Origin of the sequence: Anabaena sp. AL09, from assembly GCF_001672255.1 — a bacterium.
GTDB classification, from domain to species: domain Bacteria; phylum Cyanobacteriota; class Cyanobacteriia; order Cyanobacteriales; family Nostocaceae; genus Dolichospermum; species Dolichospermum lemmermannii.
In genome coordinates, this window is the sequence record NZ_LJOQ01000065.1 from 1 (window position 1) to 17,289 (window position 17,289).

14 protein-coding genes are annotated in these 17,289 nt (G+C 37.1%); 12 read left to right on the forward strand and 2 right to left on the reverse strand.

Annotated elements, in window-relative coordinates; all coding sequences use genetic code 11:
• Nucleotides 1-913 precede the first annotated feature (913 nt).
• Nucleotides 914-2,296, reverse strand: a complete 1,383-nt coding sequence (locus AN490_RS12765; protein WP_300003719.1) for a response regulator — start codon at nucleotides 2,294-2,296, stop codon at nucleotides 914-916.
• Nucleotides 2,297-3,048: 752 nt separating this feature from the next.
• On the opposite strand from AN490_RS12765, the gene AN490_RS12770 reads away from it, so the two are divergent.
• The 9 genes from AN490_RS12770 (at nucleotide 3,049) to AN490_RS12810 (ending at nucleotide 13,712) form a co-directional block, all read left to right on the forward strand.
• Entirely contained in the window at nucleotides 3,049-3,723 is a 675-nt protein-coding gene (locus tag AN490_RS12770) for a VWA domain-containing protein (protein WP_271820520.1), read from the forward strand.
• Between the two features lie 53 nt (nucleotides 3,724-3,776).
• Entirely contained in the window at nucleotides 3,777-4,559 is a 783-nt protein-coding gene (locus tag AN490_RS12775; RefSeq protein WP_300003722.1) for a PP2C family serine/threonine-protein phosphatase, read from the forward strand.
• A gap of 129 nt (nucleotides 4,560-4,688) precedes the next feature.
• The gene (locus AN490_RS12780) at nucleotides 4,689-6,881 is read left to right on the forward strand and encodes a tetratricopeptide repeat protein (protein ID WP_300003724.1); all 2,193 of its coding nucleotides are present in this window, start codon (nucleotides 4,689-4,691) and stop codon (nucleotides 6,879-6,881) included.
• Nucleotides 6,882-7,415: 534 nt separating this feature from the next.
• Nucleotides 7,416-8,192, forward strand: coding sequence for a glucose-1-phosphate cytidylyltransferase (rfbF, locus tag AN490_RS12785; protein WP_300003727.1), 777 nt, complete (start codon nucleotides 7,416-7,418; stop codon nucleotides 8,190-8,192).
• 27 nt (nucleotides 8,193-8,219) lie between these two features.
• Nucleotides 8,220-9,431, forward strand: a complete 1,212-nt coding sequence (lhgO, locus tag AN490_RS12790; protein WP_300003730.1) for an L-2-hydroxyglutarate oxidase — start codon at nucleotides 8,220-8,222, stop codon at nucleotides 9,429-9,431.
• Nucleotides 9,432-9,562: 131 nt separating this feature from the next.
• Nucleotides 9,563-10,600 carry an NAD(P)-dependent oxidoreductase gene (locus tag AN490_RS12795; protein ID WP_300003733.1) on the forward strand — a complete coding sequence of 346 codons (1,038 nt, stop codon included), beginning with the start codon at nucleotides 9,563-9,565 and terminating at the stop codon, nucleotides 10,598-10,600.
• Between the two features lie 227 nt (nucleotides 10,601-10,827).
• On the forward strand, nucleotides 10,828-11,778 hold the full coding sequence (locus AN490_RS12800) for a glycosyltransferase family 2 protein (protein WP_300003736.1): 951 nt from the start codon (nucleotides 10,828-10,830) through the stop codon (nucleotides 11,776-11,778).
• A 33-nt stretch (nucleotides 11,779-11,811) separates the two neighbouring features.
• Nucleotides 11,812-12,825 carry a glycosyltransferase family 2 protein gene (locus AN490_RS12805; RefSeq protein WP_300003739.1) on the forward strand — a complete coding sequence of 338 codons (1,014 nt, stop codon included), beginning with the start codon at nucleotides 11,812-11,814 and terminating at the stop codon, nucleotides 12,823-12,825.
• 47 nt (nucleotides 12,826-12,872) lie between these two features.
• Nucleotides 12,873-13,712: a phytanoyl-CoA dioxygenase gene (locus AN490_RS12810; RefSeq protein WP_300003901.1), complete on the forward strand. Its 840-nt coding sequence runs from the start codon at nucleotides 12,873-12,875 to the stop codon at nucleotides 13,710-13,712.
• Here AN490_RS12810 and AN490_RS12815 read toward each other — a convergent pair.
• Nucleotides 13,701-13,871, reverse strand: coding sequence for a hypothetical protein (locus AN490_RS12815; protein ID WP_271820512.1), 171 nt, complete (start codon nucleotides 13,869-13,871; stop codon nucleotides 13,701-13,703). The genes AN490_RS12810 and AN490_RS12815 overlap by 12 nt on opposite strands.
• A 67-nt stretch (nucleotides 13,872-13,938) precedes the next feature.
• Here AN490_RS12815 and rfbC point away from each other — a divergent pair, with 67 nt between their 5' ends.
• The 3 genes from rfbC (at nucleotide 13,939) to AN490_RS12830 (ending at nucleotide 17,156) form a co-directional block, all read left to right on the forward strand.
• Nucleotides 13,939-14,484: a dTDP-4-dehydrorhamnose 3,5-epimerase gene (gene rfbC / locus AN490_RS12820; protein ID WP_039204310.1), complete on the forward strand. Its 546-nt coding sequence runs from the start codon at nucleotides 13,939-13,941 to the stop codon at nucleotides 14,482-14,484.
• Nucleotides 14,485-14,486: 2 nt separating this feature from the next.
• Nucleotides 14,487-15,800, forward strand: a complete 1,314-nt coding sequence (locus tag AN490_RS12825; RefSeq protein ID WP_300003746.1) for a Gfo/Idh/MocA family oxidoreductase — start codon at nucleotides 14,487-14,489, stop codon at nucleotides 15,798-15,800.
• 258 nt (nucleotides 15,801-16,058) lie between these two features.
• Nucleotides 16,059-17,156, forward strand: coding sequence for a glycosyltransferase (locus tag AN490_RS12830; RefSeq protein ID WP_300003749.1), 1,098 nt, complete (start codon nucleotides 16,059-16,061; stop codon nucleotides 17,154-17,156).
• Nucleotides 17,157-17,289 lie beyond the last annotated feature (133 nt).

Below are 17,289 nucleotides of genomic sequence, written 5' to 3' on the forward strand. Positions count from 1 at the left end.
GAATGTAAATTCGACAAATACCTTATAGATACGTTATTTCAGGGTTTTTACGAAAAAAATGTATATTGATTTTATCGTGCCGACTTACTTATATTTGGCATTGAGTTAGGTAAATTAAAATGTACCAATTAGGGCATTAGATACAGCAATCATGCGATCGCTACACTGTCGGTTCGCAGACTAATTGAAAAAATTTCAACGGAATAATCAGGGTTCTAACTTACTTTGTCGCAGACAAAGTGAAAATCTGTCACGGAGTAGATGAAAAATTCCTACCAAAATCGCGGACTAATTGAAATTTTCGGGGTGAAATGAGCATCCATTCCGAAACTTACGCTAAGGATTTGATGACCTGTTTTTAACATCCTCTTTACCTACGAGAAACCTGTACCAATTGAAGTCTCTGAAATTTAGGAGCCTCAAACCAGTGCTGTGTCGTATGAAATTGTTGTACCAAATAGAGTTTGGGTTAATTGGTACGTTGAGAATTACCAAAAATATTGATTAACAGAATGCTTATCCAGTATGGGTTACAGCCTTAGCGTAACTTTCTGTACGATTGCTCATTTACCCCCATACCCAACCCCATACAGGCTTTTAGTTAAGCCCAAAAATTAAACATAGCATTAGCCGATTCTATCTCTAATAGTAGCACAAAAAGTCAAGGGGTATTAATCAATCTTGTAAAAACGTATTTTCGTTAACTTATTGATAACATTCTCAATAATATTGAGAATAGAGAGAGATATTCTCAATAAACATCAACTTTACCAATTTTGTAAAAATGTTCATTTAAAAAACTTATACTTCTCAAATAACGGTTGGTTGCTTTGGTTGAGACAAGGAAGCACAAAATTTAAATTCAAAATAAAGTCAGGGTAAAGCGCAATGCTAAACCCCTACTTTGCTATCATTATGCTAAGTGCATAAAAATCATTTTTAGCAATTCAGCGCGAGTAAAAGGTTTAGTTAAATATCCCGAAGCACCGACAAATCTCGCTTTTACCTTATCTATAATTCCCTTATTGCTAGTCACAAAAATAATGGGAATATTTTTAAACAGGGAATTATTGCGGATAATACGACATAGTTCATAACCATCAATTCCTGCCATATTTAAATCCAGTAAAATCAGATCCGGCTTATGTCGAATAATTGACATAACTGCTTTTACTGGTTCATTAATAGTTACCAAAGTAAAATTCTCATCTTCTAAATAACGGCTGATTTCCTTGAGAATTGTGGGACTATCATCTACAGAGATAATTTTGTAAGTCTTTTGTGTAGTTCTCGGATTGACTTTTACTTTTTGGGAATCAGCATCTATTTTACTATCAACAGTTTCGGGTTGTAAATCATCTGGAGGTAAATCAGCAATGTCTGTTACTAGCGGTTCAACCGCAACATTATTTTCAGAAATAATTGAAGTTTCTGGAGGAGGATCTTTGCTTAGTGCTACATCGGAAATAAATAATTTTTCCTTCACCGATTCTGTGCTATCTTCAGAAAATGGTAATAGACTGCCATTTGTTTTTGGTAATTTATCAAATGGAGGATCTGGCTCATGTAATACTATCGAACCCTTGACAATATAGGGGTATAAACTTAAAGCTAGTTGCAATTCATCCTGATTCATGATAATCGCTAGATGACGCAAGCTAAAACCCTTCATCCAATTAGTGATATTCTCTTTTAGTGGTGGTAATCTTTTATCCTGAAATTTGCTACTAACTAACAAATATGGACGCTGATAGGGAGAAGAGATATATCTACCAAGATATCGCCAATTTTGTAACTGATTTTGACATTCTTCGATGACAGTATTGATATCTAACTGACAAATTTTTGTCAAATCATGGATTGGTTCTGCTAATTCATAAGTGCCTGTTTTAATGAGGATAAACCATTCAATTACCTCTTTAACTAATTCTTGAATAAGTAATGTTGCTTGAGTAGGCAGAAGATGTTGTTCAGTGACAAGCCAGTTAATCGCTTCGTATTCTGGAGGTTGGTTTGGGAAATGATCATGATCTTCAGCTTCAAATACCAAGCGCATTTGTACGCGCACTTCATTATCTACGAGCGGTATTTGTTGATGGAGACGACGCATTTGTCGTTCTAATCTATCAAAAGGTTCTACGGAATGAGTCGCATAGATAATTTTTCCTTGTTCTATATATATCAACCAAGATACAGAGTTACTAAATGCTTGTAAACAGGTAGTTTCATAACAGTTGCTTAATTGTCTTAATAAACCTGCGGGAGGTAGTTTGGTAAATGTGCCAGTATTTTTCATATTTTTACAATTTTTTGGGCGGATACATCAATATAGTATGGGAAAAGATTAAATATCAGGCTGTAATATGATATCACTGGAAAATATAGTCATGATCACAAGTTATTAAATTATGAATATCAACGAAAAACATTTTCTAAAAATTCTCCTACCTAGCGATCTTGAATGTAACAAGTTTTGTAGTTTTTCGTGCTAATTCTTGAGCATTTGCTTAGATAAAAATCTCCTGCTTGTCAGATTTTTCAGCTATTTGATCTTGATAAATCACATAGTAATCCGAGCAAGAATGCTGAGATCTTTCGGATAATTTAAATTCATCAACCGTCAGAATGATATTCGTCCTGTTTGGGGATTTAAAAATAATGAATTTATTTACCTGAAGACAGACGAAATCTCACATAGAATCTTTAAAAATTTATGGAGGTAAATGTATATGTTGATTATAGCACTCAGCTATCGGACAAGAGCAAGAATAGCAAAGAAGAGAAAGTATTCATTTCCTGGAAATTACACCCAGGAAATTAGTTGTAATTCCCTTTGAGTGAGGTTATTCATACTTGAATTATGCAACACTTAGTTATGAGGAGTTGGAGAGATATTTGGCAAATTTACCGCAAATCAATATCTTTACTGAAAAACTCAAGTATTTTCGACAAAAAAATACCATAATTTTAGTCATACTAGCGCTAGAAACTATATACTTTGAGTAAAAGGAAAATAAGACTTTGGATTATAACATAACACAAAAAGTTATGATTGATACATTTAATCTTGACGAAGTTGTAGAATTTGCGGAAAATCCCGAACCCCGTTGCCCATGCGTGCTATTGCTAGATACCTCCGGCTCAATGCAGGGGGAACGAATCGAAGCTTTAAATCAAGGTTTGTTGAGTTTAAAGGATGAACTGGTAAAAAATTCTCTAGCATCCAGAAGAGTGGAAGTGGCAATTATCACCTTTGATAGTAGTGTAAATGTCGTGCAGGACTTTGTAACTGCTGATCAATTTAATCCGCCAATTCTGACAGCCCAGGGTTTAACCGTCATGGGTTCAGCAATTCATAAAGCATTAGATATTATTCAAGAGCGTAAATCCCAATATCGAACTAACGGTATTGCTTACTACCGTCCATGGGTATTTATGATTACCGATGGTGAACCCCAAGGTGAACTAGATCATGTTGTCGAACAAGCATCCCAAAGACTGCAAGGAGATGAATCTAATAAGCGGGTGGCCTTCTTTACGGTGGGCGTAGACAATGCGAACATGAGTAGATTAAGTCAAATCGCTGTGCGGAGTCCACTCAAGCTAAAAGGATTAAATTTTATTGAGATGTTTGTATGGTTGTCCGCAAGTATGTCAGCGGTATCCCATTCTCAAGTAGATGAACAGGTAGCACTACCACCAATTGGGTGGGGATCTGTTTAGATGAAAATTACAGCTTGTTGTTTAAACTGAACTAGCTGTGGAAAACAAATTATATGAATACATCAAAACAGATTTCTCAATGGCGCATAGTAGCTGCATCTGTATGTGGAACTAGTCACTCAAAAAACCAGCAACTTTGTCAGGATGCTCACCATTGGCAACTATTAGCCAATAATGTGTTGGTAATAGCAGCAGCCGATGGTGCGGGTTCTGCTAAACTAGGAAAGGTGGGATCAATGATTGCTGTAGAAACGGCAATAGAGCATCTTTCTCACCAAGAGATTACCAGTAATACCCTGGCTAATAATGATTTTTTGGGTTATTTGCTAACTGATGCTATGTTAGCAGCCCGTAAAGCCATAGAAATTGAGGCGGATATTTGTCACAATCAACCTCATGATTTAGCAACTACCTTAATTGTCATGATTGCTACACCAGAAATTGTGGCTGTGGGGCAGGTTGGTGATGGTTTAGCTGTAGCTAAAAATAGTATGGGTAATCTGATAGCCTTAACCATCCCCAGCAACGGTGAATATATCAATCAAACGACCTTTTTAACATCTCCCGATGCCTTAGAGACAGCACAACTGAAAATATGGCGGGAAGAGATAGTTAATGTTGGTGTGCTTACCGATGGGTTACAGATGTTAGCTTTAAATATGATTGTTGGTGAACCTCATAAACCTTTCTTTTTACCTTTATTCGAGTTTGTAGCTAACGCTGAAGATAGAATATTAGCCAAAGAACATTTAATGAGATTTTTAAGCTCTGATAAAATTACTAAGCGGACTGATGATGATTTGACTTTAGTTCTAGCTGCATTTATTAACTCATGAGTTATGGTAATCAGGAATTATTTGCAGGTTGGTGGATAACTCCTACCTCCTCAAACCAGCTAAAGCCATCCTCTTGAGTTGCTGAACTTTTGACTGATTCCAATTACTTCACATAACCTTAATTCTGCCATGCAGGTACTACGTCGTTTTCCCAACCCGGAAATTCTCAACCTCTCTGTCAGTGTGGGACATGGTGGTGAAGCTTGTATCTATGCAGTGCCATTGGATGAAAATCTAGTGGCGAAAATCTATCACAAACCAACTATCTCCTATGCCCAAAAACTGCGGGCAATGCTGGCTAATCCTCCTGTTAATCCGACGGACAATTTAGGGCATATTGCCATTGCTTGGCCACAGGAGTTGTTACAAGCAGCAGATAGTAGCGGTAAGATTGTGGGCTTTATTATGCCCCGGATTCGGGGAATGCGGCCAATTATGGATTTTTATAATCCGGGGATTCGCCGACAACATTGCCCATTGTTTAATTATCAGTATTTATTGCGGACTGCCCGTAACCTAGCCTCAGCTTTTGCGGCTTTGCACGCCAGCGGATACTGTATTGGTGATGTGAATGAGTCAAATATTTTGGTTAGTGATACGGCATTGGTGACATTGGTAGATACAGATTCGTTCCAAGTGACCGAACCATTAGAAAATCTGGTCTATCGTTGTTCTGTGGGTAAGGCGGAGTATACTCCGCCAGAATTACAGAATAAAACTTTTGCTGATTATGACCGCGAAAATTATCATGATTTATTTGGGTTGGCTGTACTGATTTTCCAATTGTTAATGGAAGGAACTCACCCATTTTCTGGGATATTTCAAGGTGGGATAGAACCTCCAACCTACCAGGGGAGGATACTTTCTGGGCATTTTACCTATAGTCAAAAGAAACAAGTCCCCTATTTGCCCACTCCGATTTCCCCTGGTTGGGATCTGCTTCATCCCAGCTTACAGGATTTATTTATGCGTTGTTTTGAAGATGGTCATCACAATCCCCGGTTACGTCCTAATGCTCAAACTTGGTTATCGGCATTAGCGGCAGTGGAGGAAAGTTTGCTGACTTGTGCGGCTAATCCTCAGCATCTTTATCATAATCATTTAGATAAATGTCCTTGGTGTGAGAGGACTAGACGATTAGGTGGAAGAGATCCGTTTCCGTCACTCGTAGCGATCGCTTCTAAACAACATCTGCAACCACGCCAAAAACCTCAGTCTAAACGTCGCTATGTTCCGACTCCACGGATTACTCAGCCATTAAAATCAAATTCTCCGGTCTATCATTGGCAACCCACAAACCAGCAGTTTTATCATGTTCCGTCTCGGAAAAAGTTAAACCCCAAGGTATACGGTGTCATTGTTGGGGTGATGGGATTGGGTCTTTTGGGTTATTTGGACGTAATGATTAAATTTACCCGTCCTTTTGTTTCCCAAAATCCTTATACTCAACAAAGTTTGATGTCTCGTGCTGCTAATCAAACTCCTGATTTAACAAAGCTTTCTTTTACGGATTATTATCAGCGTGGTCATACTGCTTATCAACGGCAAGACTATGAACAGGCAGTGGTCAACTTTACCCAAGCTATTAAAAAGAATCCCCAGTCTGCCAAAAGCTATATAGATTTGGCTAATTCCCAGTACAATTTAAATAATTATGAAGCTGCATTAGCTAATTATAACCAAGCTTTGAAGTTAGATCCTCAAGAAGTTAAAGCTTATGTAAATCGCGGTAATGCTTATTATATGCTTGCCAACTATAGTAGTGACCCTAACAGAGAATATAAACAAGCAATCGCGGATTTTAATGCTGCCATCAATATAAATAAAAATGATGCTGAAGCTTATATCAGAAGGGGTGTTGTGCGATTTGAAATCAATAAATACATCAATAATTCTTTTCAGGAATACGAAAAATCAATTGCCGATTTTACTAAAGCAATTAAACTCAATTCATCAAAAGTAGATGCTTACTTTCAACGGGGTTCGGTTCGCTATCAAATGGCTCAATATAGCACTGATTATGCAGCAGAATATAAACAAGCGATCGCCGATTTTACTGAAGCAATTAAACTCAATTCCCGGTTGGCTAAAATTTATCTAAAACGTGGTATGGCCTACTATGAACTAGCACAATATGGAGAAGGTATAGCTGATAAAAATCATGTTCAAGCAGTTGCGGATTTAGAAGCAGCCGCTAAAGTTTCTTTAGAAGAAAATGATATGGATAATTATCAACAGTCCCTCAGTAGCATTTGTATTGTTGTCGCTAATAAATGTGACAGTTTATTATCTAACTCAACCCTACTTGGACAAAGTAATTGATATAGAAGGAGTCAGGAGAAGAAAAAATAAGAAGGAAGAATAAGGAAGAAGAAAAAATAAGAAGGAAGAATAAGGAAGAAATTAAAATCATCTAAAATGTCAATAATCGGTAAAAATAACAGTTAAAATGCTACCTCTGACTTCATCAAGAAATCGGGGGTTTTTGTTTTTGTGATTAAAATTACTATCGCAGTATGTGGATTGAATTAGGTACAAAATTTACGAAAAAAGACCACCACCAAAAGACTTTTATTTCTTCTTCTTCCTTCTTATTTTTTCTTCTTTCTTCTTCCTTCTTTCTTCTTCTTTTTTATTCTGACTCCTGACTCCTGACTCCTGCTATAAATATTTTACAGATAAAATATCTTAATTTACTTATTCTTTATAATTTCCTAGAAAATAACAGTTAAATTATGTTTATCTACCCAATAAAGAGAAAGAAAAAAGCATTCAAGTTTTCTGCCATCATTGTGCATTCTCTTCATTTCCATCAGTTGAAATTATCACCCACCTGCAAATTTTTGAGGTAACTACATGAAAGCAGTGATTTTAGCAGGAGGTCTGGGTACAAGGTTAAGTGAAGAAACCAGTATCAGACCCAAACCCATGGTTGAAGTTGGTGGTAAGCCAATTCTCTGGCACATAATGAAGACTTACTCATCTCACGGTATTAATGATTTCATTATTTGTTGCGGTTACAAAGGGTACGTTATTAAAGAATACTTTGCTAACTATTTTTTACATATGTCAGACGTGACATTTGATATGCGATTTAATCAAATGAATGTCCATTCTGGATATGCTGAACCCTGGCGCGTCACCTTAGTAAATACAGGTGATAATACAATGACCGGTGGGCGGTTAAAGCAAGTTCGTGAACATATTGGGAATGAAACCTTTTGCTTTACCTATGGTGATGGTGTCAGTAATATCAATATTACAGAATTAATTAAATTCCATCAAGAACAAAAGACATTAGCAACACTCAGCGCAGTGCAACCAGCAGGAAGATTTGGCGCAATTTCTTTAGGACAAGAACAAACTAAAATTACCAGTTTTCAAGAAAAACCTGAAGGTGATGGTGCTTGGATTAATGGGGGCTATTTTGTTCTAGAACCACAAGTAATTGATTTTATTGCTGATACTTCAACTGTGTGGGAGAAAGAACCATTAGAAAAGTTAGCTAATTTAGAACAGTTATCGGCTTACAAACATGATGGTTTTTGGCAACCCATGGACACATTAAGAGATAAAAACTATCTTGAAGACCTTTGGAAAAGTGGTAAAGCTCCTTGGCAAGTTTGGGAATAGAAATTTTGGATTTAGGAAAAATTACTAATGTATGATTTTGCGATTATTGGTGGGGGAATAGTTGGACTTTCCACAGCCATGGCTTTAGGAGAACGTTATGCAAATGCCAAAATACTAGTCTTAGAAAAAGAGAGTGAATGGGCATTTCATCAAACTGGTAATAATAGCGGTGTAATTCATTCTGGGATTTACTATAAACCAGGAAGTTTTAAGGCGAAATTCTCCCGTGATGGCAGCCGTTCCATGGTAGAATTTTGCCAAAAGTATGATATTGATCATGATGTTTGTGGCAAGGTAATTGTTGCCACTAATGAACAAGAATTACCCCGCTTAGAAAATCTCTACACCCGCGGTTTAGAAAACGGTATTCCTGTTAAAAAAATTAGTCCTCAAGAAGTCAAAGAAGTTGAACCTCATGTTAGTTGTGTTGGTGGAATTCGGGTATTTAGTACAGGGATTGTTAATTACAAACAAGTTTGTTTAAAATACGCGGAATTAATTCGCAATCAAGGGGGAGATTTACGTCTCAATACCCAAGTTGTGAAAATTACCCGCAGTGGCAAAAATCAGGTATTAGAAACTAACAAGGGCAGTTTTGAAACTCGATTTGTGATTAATTGTGCCGGATTACATAGCGATCGCATTGCAAAATTAGGTAAAGCTAATCCTGAAGCTAAGATCGTTCCCTTTCGCGGTGAATATTACGAACTTACCCCCGCAAAACGCTATCTGGTCAAAACTCTCATTTATCCAGTTCCTAACCCAGATTTCCCCTTTCTCGGTGTGCATTTCACCCGGATGATTGATAACACAGTTCACGCAGGACCAAATGCAGTTCTCAGTCTCAAACGTGAAGGTTACAAAAAAACCGACTTTGATTTTAGAGATTTTGCCGAAGTTATCACCTATCCCGGCTTTTGGAAATTAGCAGCAAAACACGCTGACGAAGGGATTCAAGAAATCATTCGTTCCTTTAGTAAAGCAGCCTTTGTCAAAAGTCTGCAAACACTAATTCCCGAAGTTCAAGCAGAAGACGTAATTCCTACTCATGCAGGAGTTCGCGCTCAAGCATTGATGAATAATGGTGCGCTTGTTGATGACTTTTTAATCATTGCAGGTGAGAACTCTATTCATGTTTGCAATGCACCTTCACCCGCTGCAACTTCTTCTTTGGAAATTGGTAAAGCTATAGTTAAGCAAATACCAGAACCTACTCATTTGCACAGTTTAGTAAGTTAGTAGGGTGCGTCAGATACTAAAAATCTGTTAACTTTACTAACAAATCAAGTCTGACGCACCCTACAAGAGAATTTTATTTGCGGACTTTTCAAGCAACAACATATTTTCACACATCAAAAATTTTAACAATCATGAAGATTTTAGTAACTGGAACAGAAGGTTATCTTGGTTCTTTATTGCCTTCTTTATTAATGCAAAGAGGACATGAAGTTCTTGGTGTTGATACTGGTTTTTATAAGGTTGGTTGGCTATATAATGGCACTCACTTAACAGCTAAAACCCTAAATAAAGATATTCGTGATATCAATCCCGAAGATTTAGAAGGTGTAGAAGCTATTGTTCACATGGCGGAATTATCTAATGATCCAACTGGACAATTATCTCCTACCATTACTTATGATATTAATCATTTAGGTTCAGTTCGTCTAGCTAATTTGGCAAAATCAGTAGGTGTCCGCCGTTTTGTTTATATGTCTTCTTGTAGTGTTTACGGTGTGGCTAGTGAAGGTGATATTACAGAATCATCACCAGTTAATCCACAAACAGCTTACGCCGAATGTAAAACATTAGTAGAAAGAGATGTTCAACCATTAGCTGATGATGATTTCTCTCCTACTTTCATGCGGAATGCTACTGCTTTTGGTGCTTCTCCCAGAATGCGATTTGATATTGTTTTAAACAACTTGGCTGGCTTGGCTTGGACTACAAAAGAAATTAAAATGACCAGTGACGGTACACCGTGGCGGCCATTAGTTCACGCTTTAGATATTTGTAAAGCCATTGTTTGTGCTTTGGAAGCATCCAGAGATATTATTCACAATCAAATCTTTAACGTTGGTGATACAGCGAATAATTATCGAGTTAAAGAAATAGCAGAAATCGTTGCTGATGTCTTTCCCGGTTGTCAATTATCTTTTGGTACTAACGGTTCAGATAATCGCAGCTATCGAGTATCTTTTGAAAAGATTAACACTATTCTTCCCGGATTCAAGTGTGATTGGAATGCTCAACTTGGTGCTAGTCAACTATTTAATTTGTTCAAGCAAATTGATATGAATGAAGATACTTTCTTGTCTAGAGGATTCACCCGCTTGAAACAATTAGAGTATCTAATTCGCACAGAACAAATTGACAAAGATTTTTTCTGGAATAAGCAGGAAAATTATTAATTTCTTCCGAAAAGATCGTAGGTTGGGTTGAGCGACAGCAAAACCCAACATGATTAATAATTTTGTTGGGTGTTGGGTAACATACGTCAACCCAACCTACATTTTCTTAACCGAACATTATTGCATCAAGGTGGATTAAATTGAATTTTATTAATTCAAGATATTCGATTTAAAAGCCTCTTTTAAATTTATACCAAGTAATATCCTTGTACCAAGATTATCGTATTATGCAAAAGTTACTAACTATTGCTATTCCTACATACAATCGTGCTGCATTGCTAGATAAACAACTGGCTTGGTTAGCAATAGCAATTAAAGGTTTTGAATCGGAATGTGAAATTATTATTTCTGATAATTGCTCAACAGATAATACACCAGGAGTCGTCAAAAAATGGCAATCTGTTTTTAGTAATACTGTATTTATAGCGAATAGAAATCGGGAAAATATAGGGTTAATGCCGAATATTGCTTTTTGTCTTCAAGCTGCTGGTAGTAAATATGTTTGGACTGTGGGTGATGATGATCCAATTCAGGAAAGAACCCTAGCTCATGTCGTAACTACAATTAAAAGAAATCCCAGTTTATCACTGATGTTTCTTAACTGTTGTGGACGTGATCACAAAACAAATCAAGTTTTGGTAAAACACTGGTTTCCTAGTGATAGTGATGAAATAATCACTAATAGTAAACCTGTATTTGAACAGTATTTACAGAGTAGTTTTGGTGGGGTACTATTCATGACGGCTACCATTTATAAAACTGAACTAGTTCAGCAAGCTTTACAACAGTGGACTACTTCTTGTAAAAATTTGGCATCCCAAGCATATTGGACTGGATTTTGTGCGGCTCATGGAAATGTAATTGTCACTCAAGATAATTATTTGGAATGCACAATGCACGCTAGTTCCTTGGAAGAAAATCCTCGCTGGTCATTAATGATGCGATATGTTTATATACCGGAGGTTTATCTGAAGTTGTTAAACTTAGGATATTCTCCTCAATTTTGCCAACGGATGATTCTAGAAAATATTTTCAAACTGAGTGATTGGAAAATATTACTAGGTGCTTTTAGAAGATGGCCAGTTCTAGCCACAAATATTATAATTACCTACTTGCAATTGCTAGGAAAATTTATCTATCAACTGAATTTCAATCAGAAAAAATCAGATATGGCTTGATGAAGTTTCTCAAATTTTTTTCTATCAAAAACCATGAACAAACTCCTAACTATTGCTATTCCTACTTACAATCGAGCCGATTTACTAGATAAACAATTAACTTGGTTATCTCAGGCTATTAAAGGATTTGAATCAGAGTGTGAAATTTTAGTTTCTGATAACTGTTCTACGGATCATACTCAATCTATTATTAGTAAATGGCAAAATATTTTCACAAACATCACATTCAAATCAAATAAAAATCCTGAAAACATAGGCGTAATGCGAAATATTTTTCATTGCCTAAGTTCTGCTACAACCAAGTATGTTTGGACAATTGGTGATGATGATCCAATTCAGGAAAGAGCAGTTGCCTATGTGATAAATAAAATTAAAAATATTGATGATTTATCATTATTGTTTCTGAATTTTTCTGGTCGAAACAAAATTACTGGTGAAGCAGTACATCCACCAAAAATAGTTGGTAATCGCTGGTTTGATGCAGATACTGAAGATGGTAAAGGTGATGGTAAAGCAATATTTGAACATTGTTTTAGTAAAAGTGTAGGAGCGGTAATTTTTCTAACTGCTACAGTATATCGTGCTGATTTAATTAAACGCGCTCTCCAAATTTGGCCAACTGCTAGTAATAATTGGATATCTTTAGCATATTTAGCCGGTTATTGTGCTGCTAATGGCAAAGTAATTGTGACTAAAGATGTCTATTTAGAATGTATTGTTGGTGTGAGTTATTGGCAAAAACAACCAAAGGCTGCACTTTTAATGCAATACCAACATATACCTGAAGTGATTTTAAAACTTGAGCAAGTTGGTTATTCTAAAGCATATTGTTGTCGGATGCTTTTACAAAACTACCATGAAGTAGACTTGAAAGTTTTTTTAGGAGCGATGAGAAGATGGCCTGTTTCAGCTATCAAAACAGTAGTTCCTTTTTTAGCTTTAGTAGGTGTGGCTGCTTTTGAATTAATACCCATGAGAGAATTGAAAGTAGCGGAAACAGAAATGGACAGAACAACGACTTCAGAAGTCAGAAACTATCAGGGATAAATCAGCAATTGTTTGGACAAAATAACTTTTGATTGGGAGGTATTTGGATTGTGATTAATAAAGTTGCAGAAAAAATATCAGTCTTAAAAGATGAGTTAGCTTATCAAGTGAAACTTTGGCATCATAGCAAAAATTTACCTGCTATTAGTGCAAAAGATCAATTGATTGTTGATACTCTAAAAACATCAGGTGTTTATATCACGTCTTTGGAAGATTTAGGTTTTTCATCTACTGCTAAAATGTTAGCTACTGCTAATAGTTGTACTGATAGTATGGTAAATCCCAGAGATATCCATGCAGGATATAAGTTACCGCAAATTTATACGGTTACAGATTTACCGGAATTTTTGAATTGGGGAATTGAAACCCGATTACAAAACATCATTGAACATTATATAGGTTTACCTATTGCTTTTCATGGTGTTCATGTGCGGAAAGACTTTCCTAATGAAAAACAATTGGAAACTTTACTATGGCATAAAGATTCTGAAGATAGACGCATGATTAAGGTGATTATCTATCTAAATGATGTAACTGAAGAACATGGACCATTTGAATATATTCCCCTACCTGCTAATTCTCTAGAACAAGTAAATAATTATCGAGTTGATTATGAATTATGGCGGGTAAATTTTTTAGGAATTAACGATGATAAAATGATGAAAGTCATTCCTAAATCAGCTTGGAAATCATGTCCTGGTAAAGCTGGAACTGTGATTTTTGCAGATGTAAGAAATATTTTCCATCATGGGACTGTGAGAACTCAAGAGCGGTCAACGCTATTTTTTACATACACAGCTAACTCTCCTAAACGACCTGAACTTTGTACACAATATTATGATGATACCTTTCCCAAAATAAGTCAACAATTAGGATTAAAGGTATAAACCTGAAATGCAAGAATTGAAATCTTGTAAGGGCGAAGCATTCGGGTGATAATCTATCGCCAAAACCATTAGTAAGGGCGAAGCATTCGGGTGATGATCTATCGCCAAAACCATTAGTAAGGGCGAAGCATTCGGGTGATAATCTATCGCCAAAACCATTAATTTTATGTCCGAATGCTTCGCCCCTACGATTCTGTTATGCTCAATAAAACTTTCCTAAATAACCATGATTTTTACCTCTACTAAACTTGCTGGTGCTTTCATTATTGACTTAGAAGAAAAGCCCGATTCTCGTGGTTTTTTTGCTCGAACTTTCTGTGCTGATGAATTTTTAGCACATGGTTTAAAACCCACAGTTGCCCAATGTAATCTTTCTTTTAATCATAAAAAAGGCACATTGCGAGGAATGCACTATCAAACTCTTCCCGCAGCCGAAACAAAATTAATTCGCTGCACTCAAGGAGCTATTTATGATGTGATTGTGGATATGCGTCCTGAATCTCCCACTTATCTAGCGCATATTGGTGTAGAACTGAGTGCAGAAAATCGTCGCGCTCTTTATGTCCCAGAAATGTTTGCTCATGGTTATCAAGCTTTAACAGATGGTGCAGAAGTTGTCTATCAAGTGGGTGAATTTTACACTCCTGGATATGAACGAGGTTTGCGTTATGATGACCCAATTTTAGAAATTTCTTGGCCATTGAGTGCCACAGAAATGTCTGATAAAGATCGCAATTGGCCTTTACTAGAATCTATTTTAATAGGAGTTTAATCATGATTATTGTTGATAAAGCTTTACAAGCACGGGCTGCATTAGGTAAACCAGTCAAAGTGGCCATGATTGGCGCTGGTTTTATGGGTCGAGGGATTGCTAATCAAATTATCAATTCTGTGCCAGGAATGGAGTTGGTGGCTATTTCTAATCGGCATATTGATAACGCTAAACGAGCTTATTTAGAAGCAGGAATTGAGGATATCAAGATTGTTGCTAATTTAGCTGATTTAGAAGATGCCATAGCTCAAAATAAATATGCAATCACAGAAGATGCTATGCTCTTGTGTGAAGCAGATGGCATAGATGCAATCATTGAAGTGACGGGAACAATTGAATATGCGGCTCATTTGGTGATGTGTGCGATCGCTCATTACAAGCATATCATCCTCATGAATGCCGAACTAGATGGCACAATTGGTCCCATCCTCAAAGTCCATGCAGACCGGGCTGGAGTCGTCCTGAGTGCCTGTGACGGCGACCAACCAGGGGTAGAAATGAATCTGTATCGCTTTGTCAAAAGCATCGGTTTAAAACCCCTCCTGTGTGGCAATATCAAAGGTTTACAAGACCCCTACCGCAACCCCACCACCCAAGCCGGTTTTGCCCAACGCTGGGGACAAAATCCCGCCATGGTAACAAGCTTTGCCGATGGTACAAAAATCTCCTTTGAGCAAGCCATAGTCGCCAACGGCACAGGCATGAAAGTAGCCAAGCGGGGGATGTTGGGATATGATTACACCGGTCATGTGGATGAAATGACCAAAATGTATGACATTGACCAACTGCAAGAATTAGGCGGTATCGTTGATTACGTAGTTGGCACTAAACCCGGTCCAGGAGTATTCGTATTTGCTACCCACGAAGACCCCAAACAACGCCATTACCTCAACCTTTATAAACTCGGTGAAGGCCCCCTCTACAGTTTCTACACCCCCTATCACCTATGCCATTTTGAAGTTCCCCTCTCCGTAGCTCGGGCTGTCCTCTTCCATGATGCTGTGCTTGCACCAATAGCAGGTCCCGTTGTTGATGTCGTCACCACTGCCAAAATTGATCTCACAGCCGGAGAAACCCTTGATGGTATTGGTTATTACATGACCTATGGACAATGTGAAAATTCCCCCATTGTGCAACAAGAAAACCTACTCCCCATGGGTCTAGCGGAAGGATGTCGCTTAAAGCGCGATATTCCTAAAGATCAAGTCCTCACTTATGATGACGTGGAACTACCTGAAGGCAGACTTTGCGATCAATTACGCGCTGAACAAACCGTTTACTTTGCTCCTGCGAAAACTTTAGCACTCACAAAATAATTTTCAAATTAGCAACAAGATAATTCAGAGGTTTCCTGATATTTTCATTTAACCTCTGAATTTACATATATACAATAGATAACAGAGATTATTTTCATAATCTTGTAGGGTTTTGCATGATTCAAGCTCATATTAAACTAGATAAATTAATTGATACAAAATAATTGATAAAACCTAGTAATGCAACATGAAAACTTAAATTCCTAGAGAATAAATATTAAAACCAATTGTCAATTACCAAATCGTAGGGAATCCGGTATGAAAATAGCTCTCGTCCATGATTACTTAACTCAACGCGGTGGAGCAGAGCGCGTATTTGAATTACTGTGTAAACGCTATCCTGAAGCTGACATTTTCACCTCATTATACGACCCGCAGAAAAGTATTGATTTAGGTGAACGAATTATTAATACCACATTTTTGCAAAAAATTCCTGGTGCAACCAAATATTTTCGGATGTTAGCTCCTTTGTATTTTCCTGCATTTCGTTCCTTGGATCTCCAAGATTATGACCTAATTATCAGCAGTAGCACCAGTTTTGCCAAAGCAGTACGGAAAAAACCTGAAGCTAGACATATTTGTTTTTGTCATAATGTTACCCGCTTTTTATGGGACACAGAAACATATTTACGGGAATACGGAGATTATAGATACTTTGCTCCTCTCATCGAAAGAGTTTTTCAAATGATGAGAAATGTAGACCTGAAATATGCTCAAGAACCCGATCTCTACATTGCTAACTCTAGCATTGTTGCCCAGCGAATTCAAAAGATTTATCACAAACAAGCCATTGCTATTAACTATCCAATTGATACTAGCAACTTTGTTTTTTCCGATACCAAAGAAGAATATTACTTGGCATCGGCGCGGATGATAAGTTATAAACGTCTTGATATAATAGTCGAAGCTTTTAATTGGTTAGGCTGGAACTTATTAATATCAGGTGATGGACCAGAACAAGAAAGATTAAAAGCCCACGCATTACCAAACATCCAATTTCTTGGTCATGTTAGTGATAGAGAACGTAAAGACTTATTTTCTAAAGCTAAGTCAATTATTGTTGCAGCTTTAGAAGATTATGGATTAGTTCCAGTCGAGGCAAACGCTAGTGGTACACCAGTTATTGCCTATGGAGCAGGTGGAGTCTTAGATACTCAAATACCAGGGAAAACTGGGGTGTTTTTCAAAAGACAAACACCATGCTCTTTACAAGCAGCAATACTCGAAGCTGGAGGAATAGCTTGGGATTACGAAAATATCCGTAATCATGCTGTTAGCAATTTCTCAGAACAGTCATTCTTTAGTAAAGTTGAGCAAGTTATTGGTAAAACTAGTAGTTCGTCAAATTTATTTTGACGGTTAATGATCGGAAAAAACTTCTGTTTTTCCCTCCCCTACTCCCCCTGCCCCTCCTCTCCCCCTGCTTGCCTTTACCCGTCATTTTTGGATTGACAGACCACTAGTGCAGCATGGCAAAAATAACTAATCA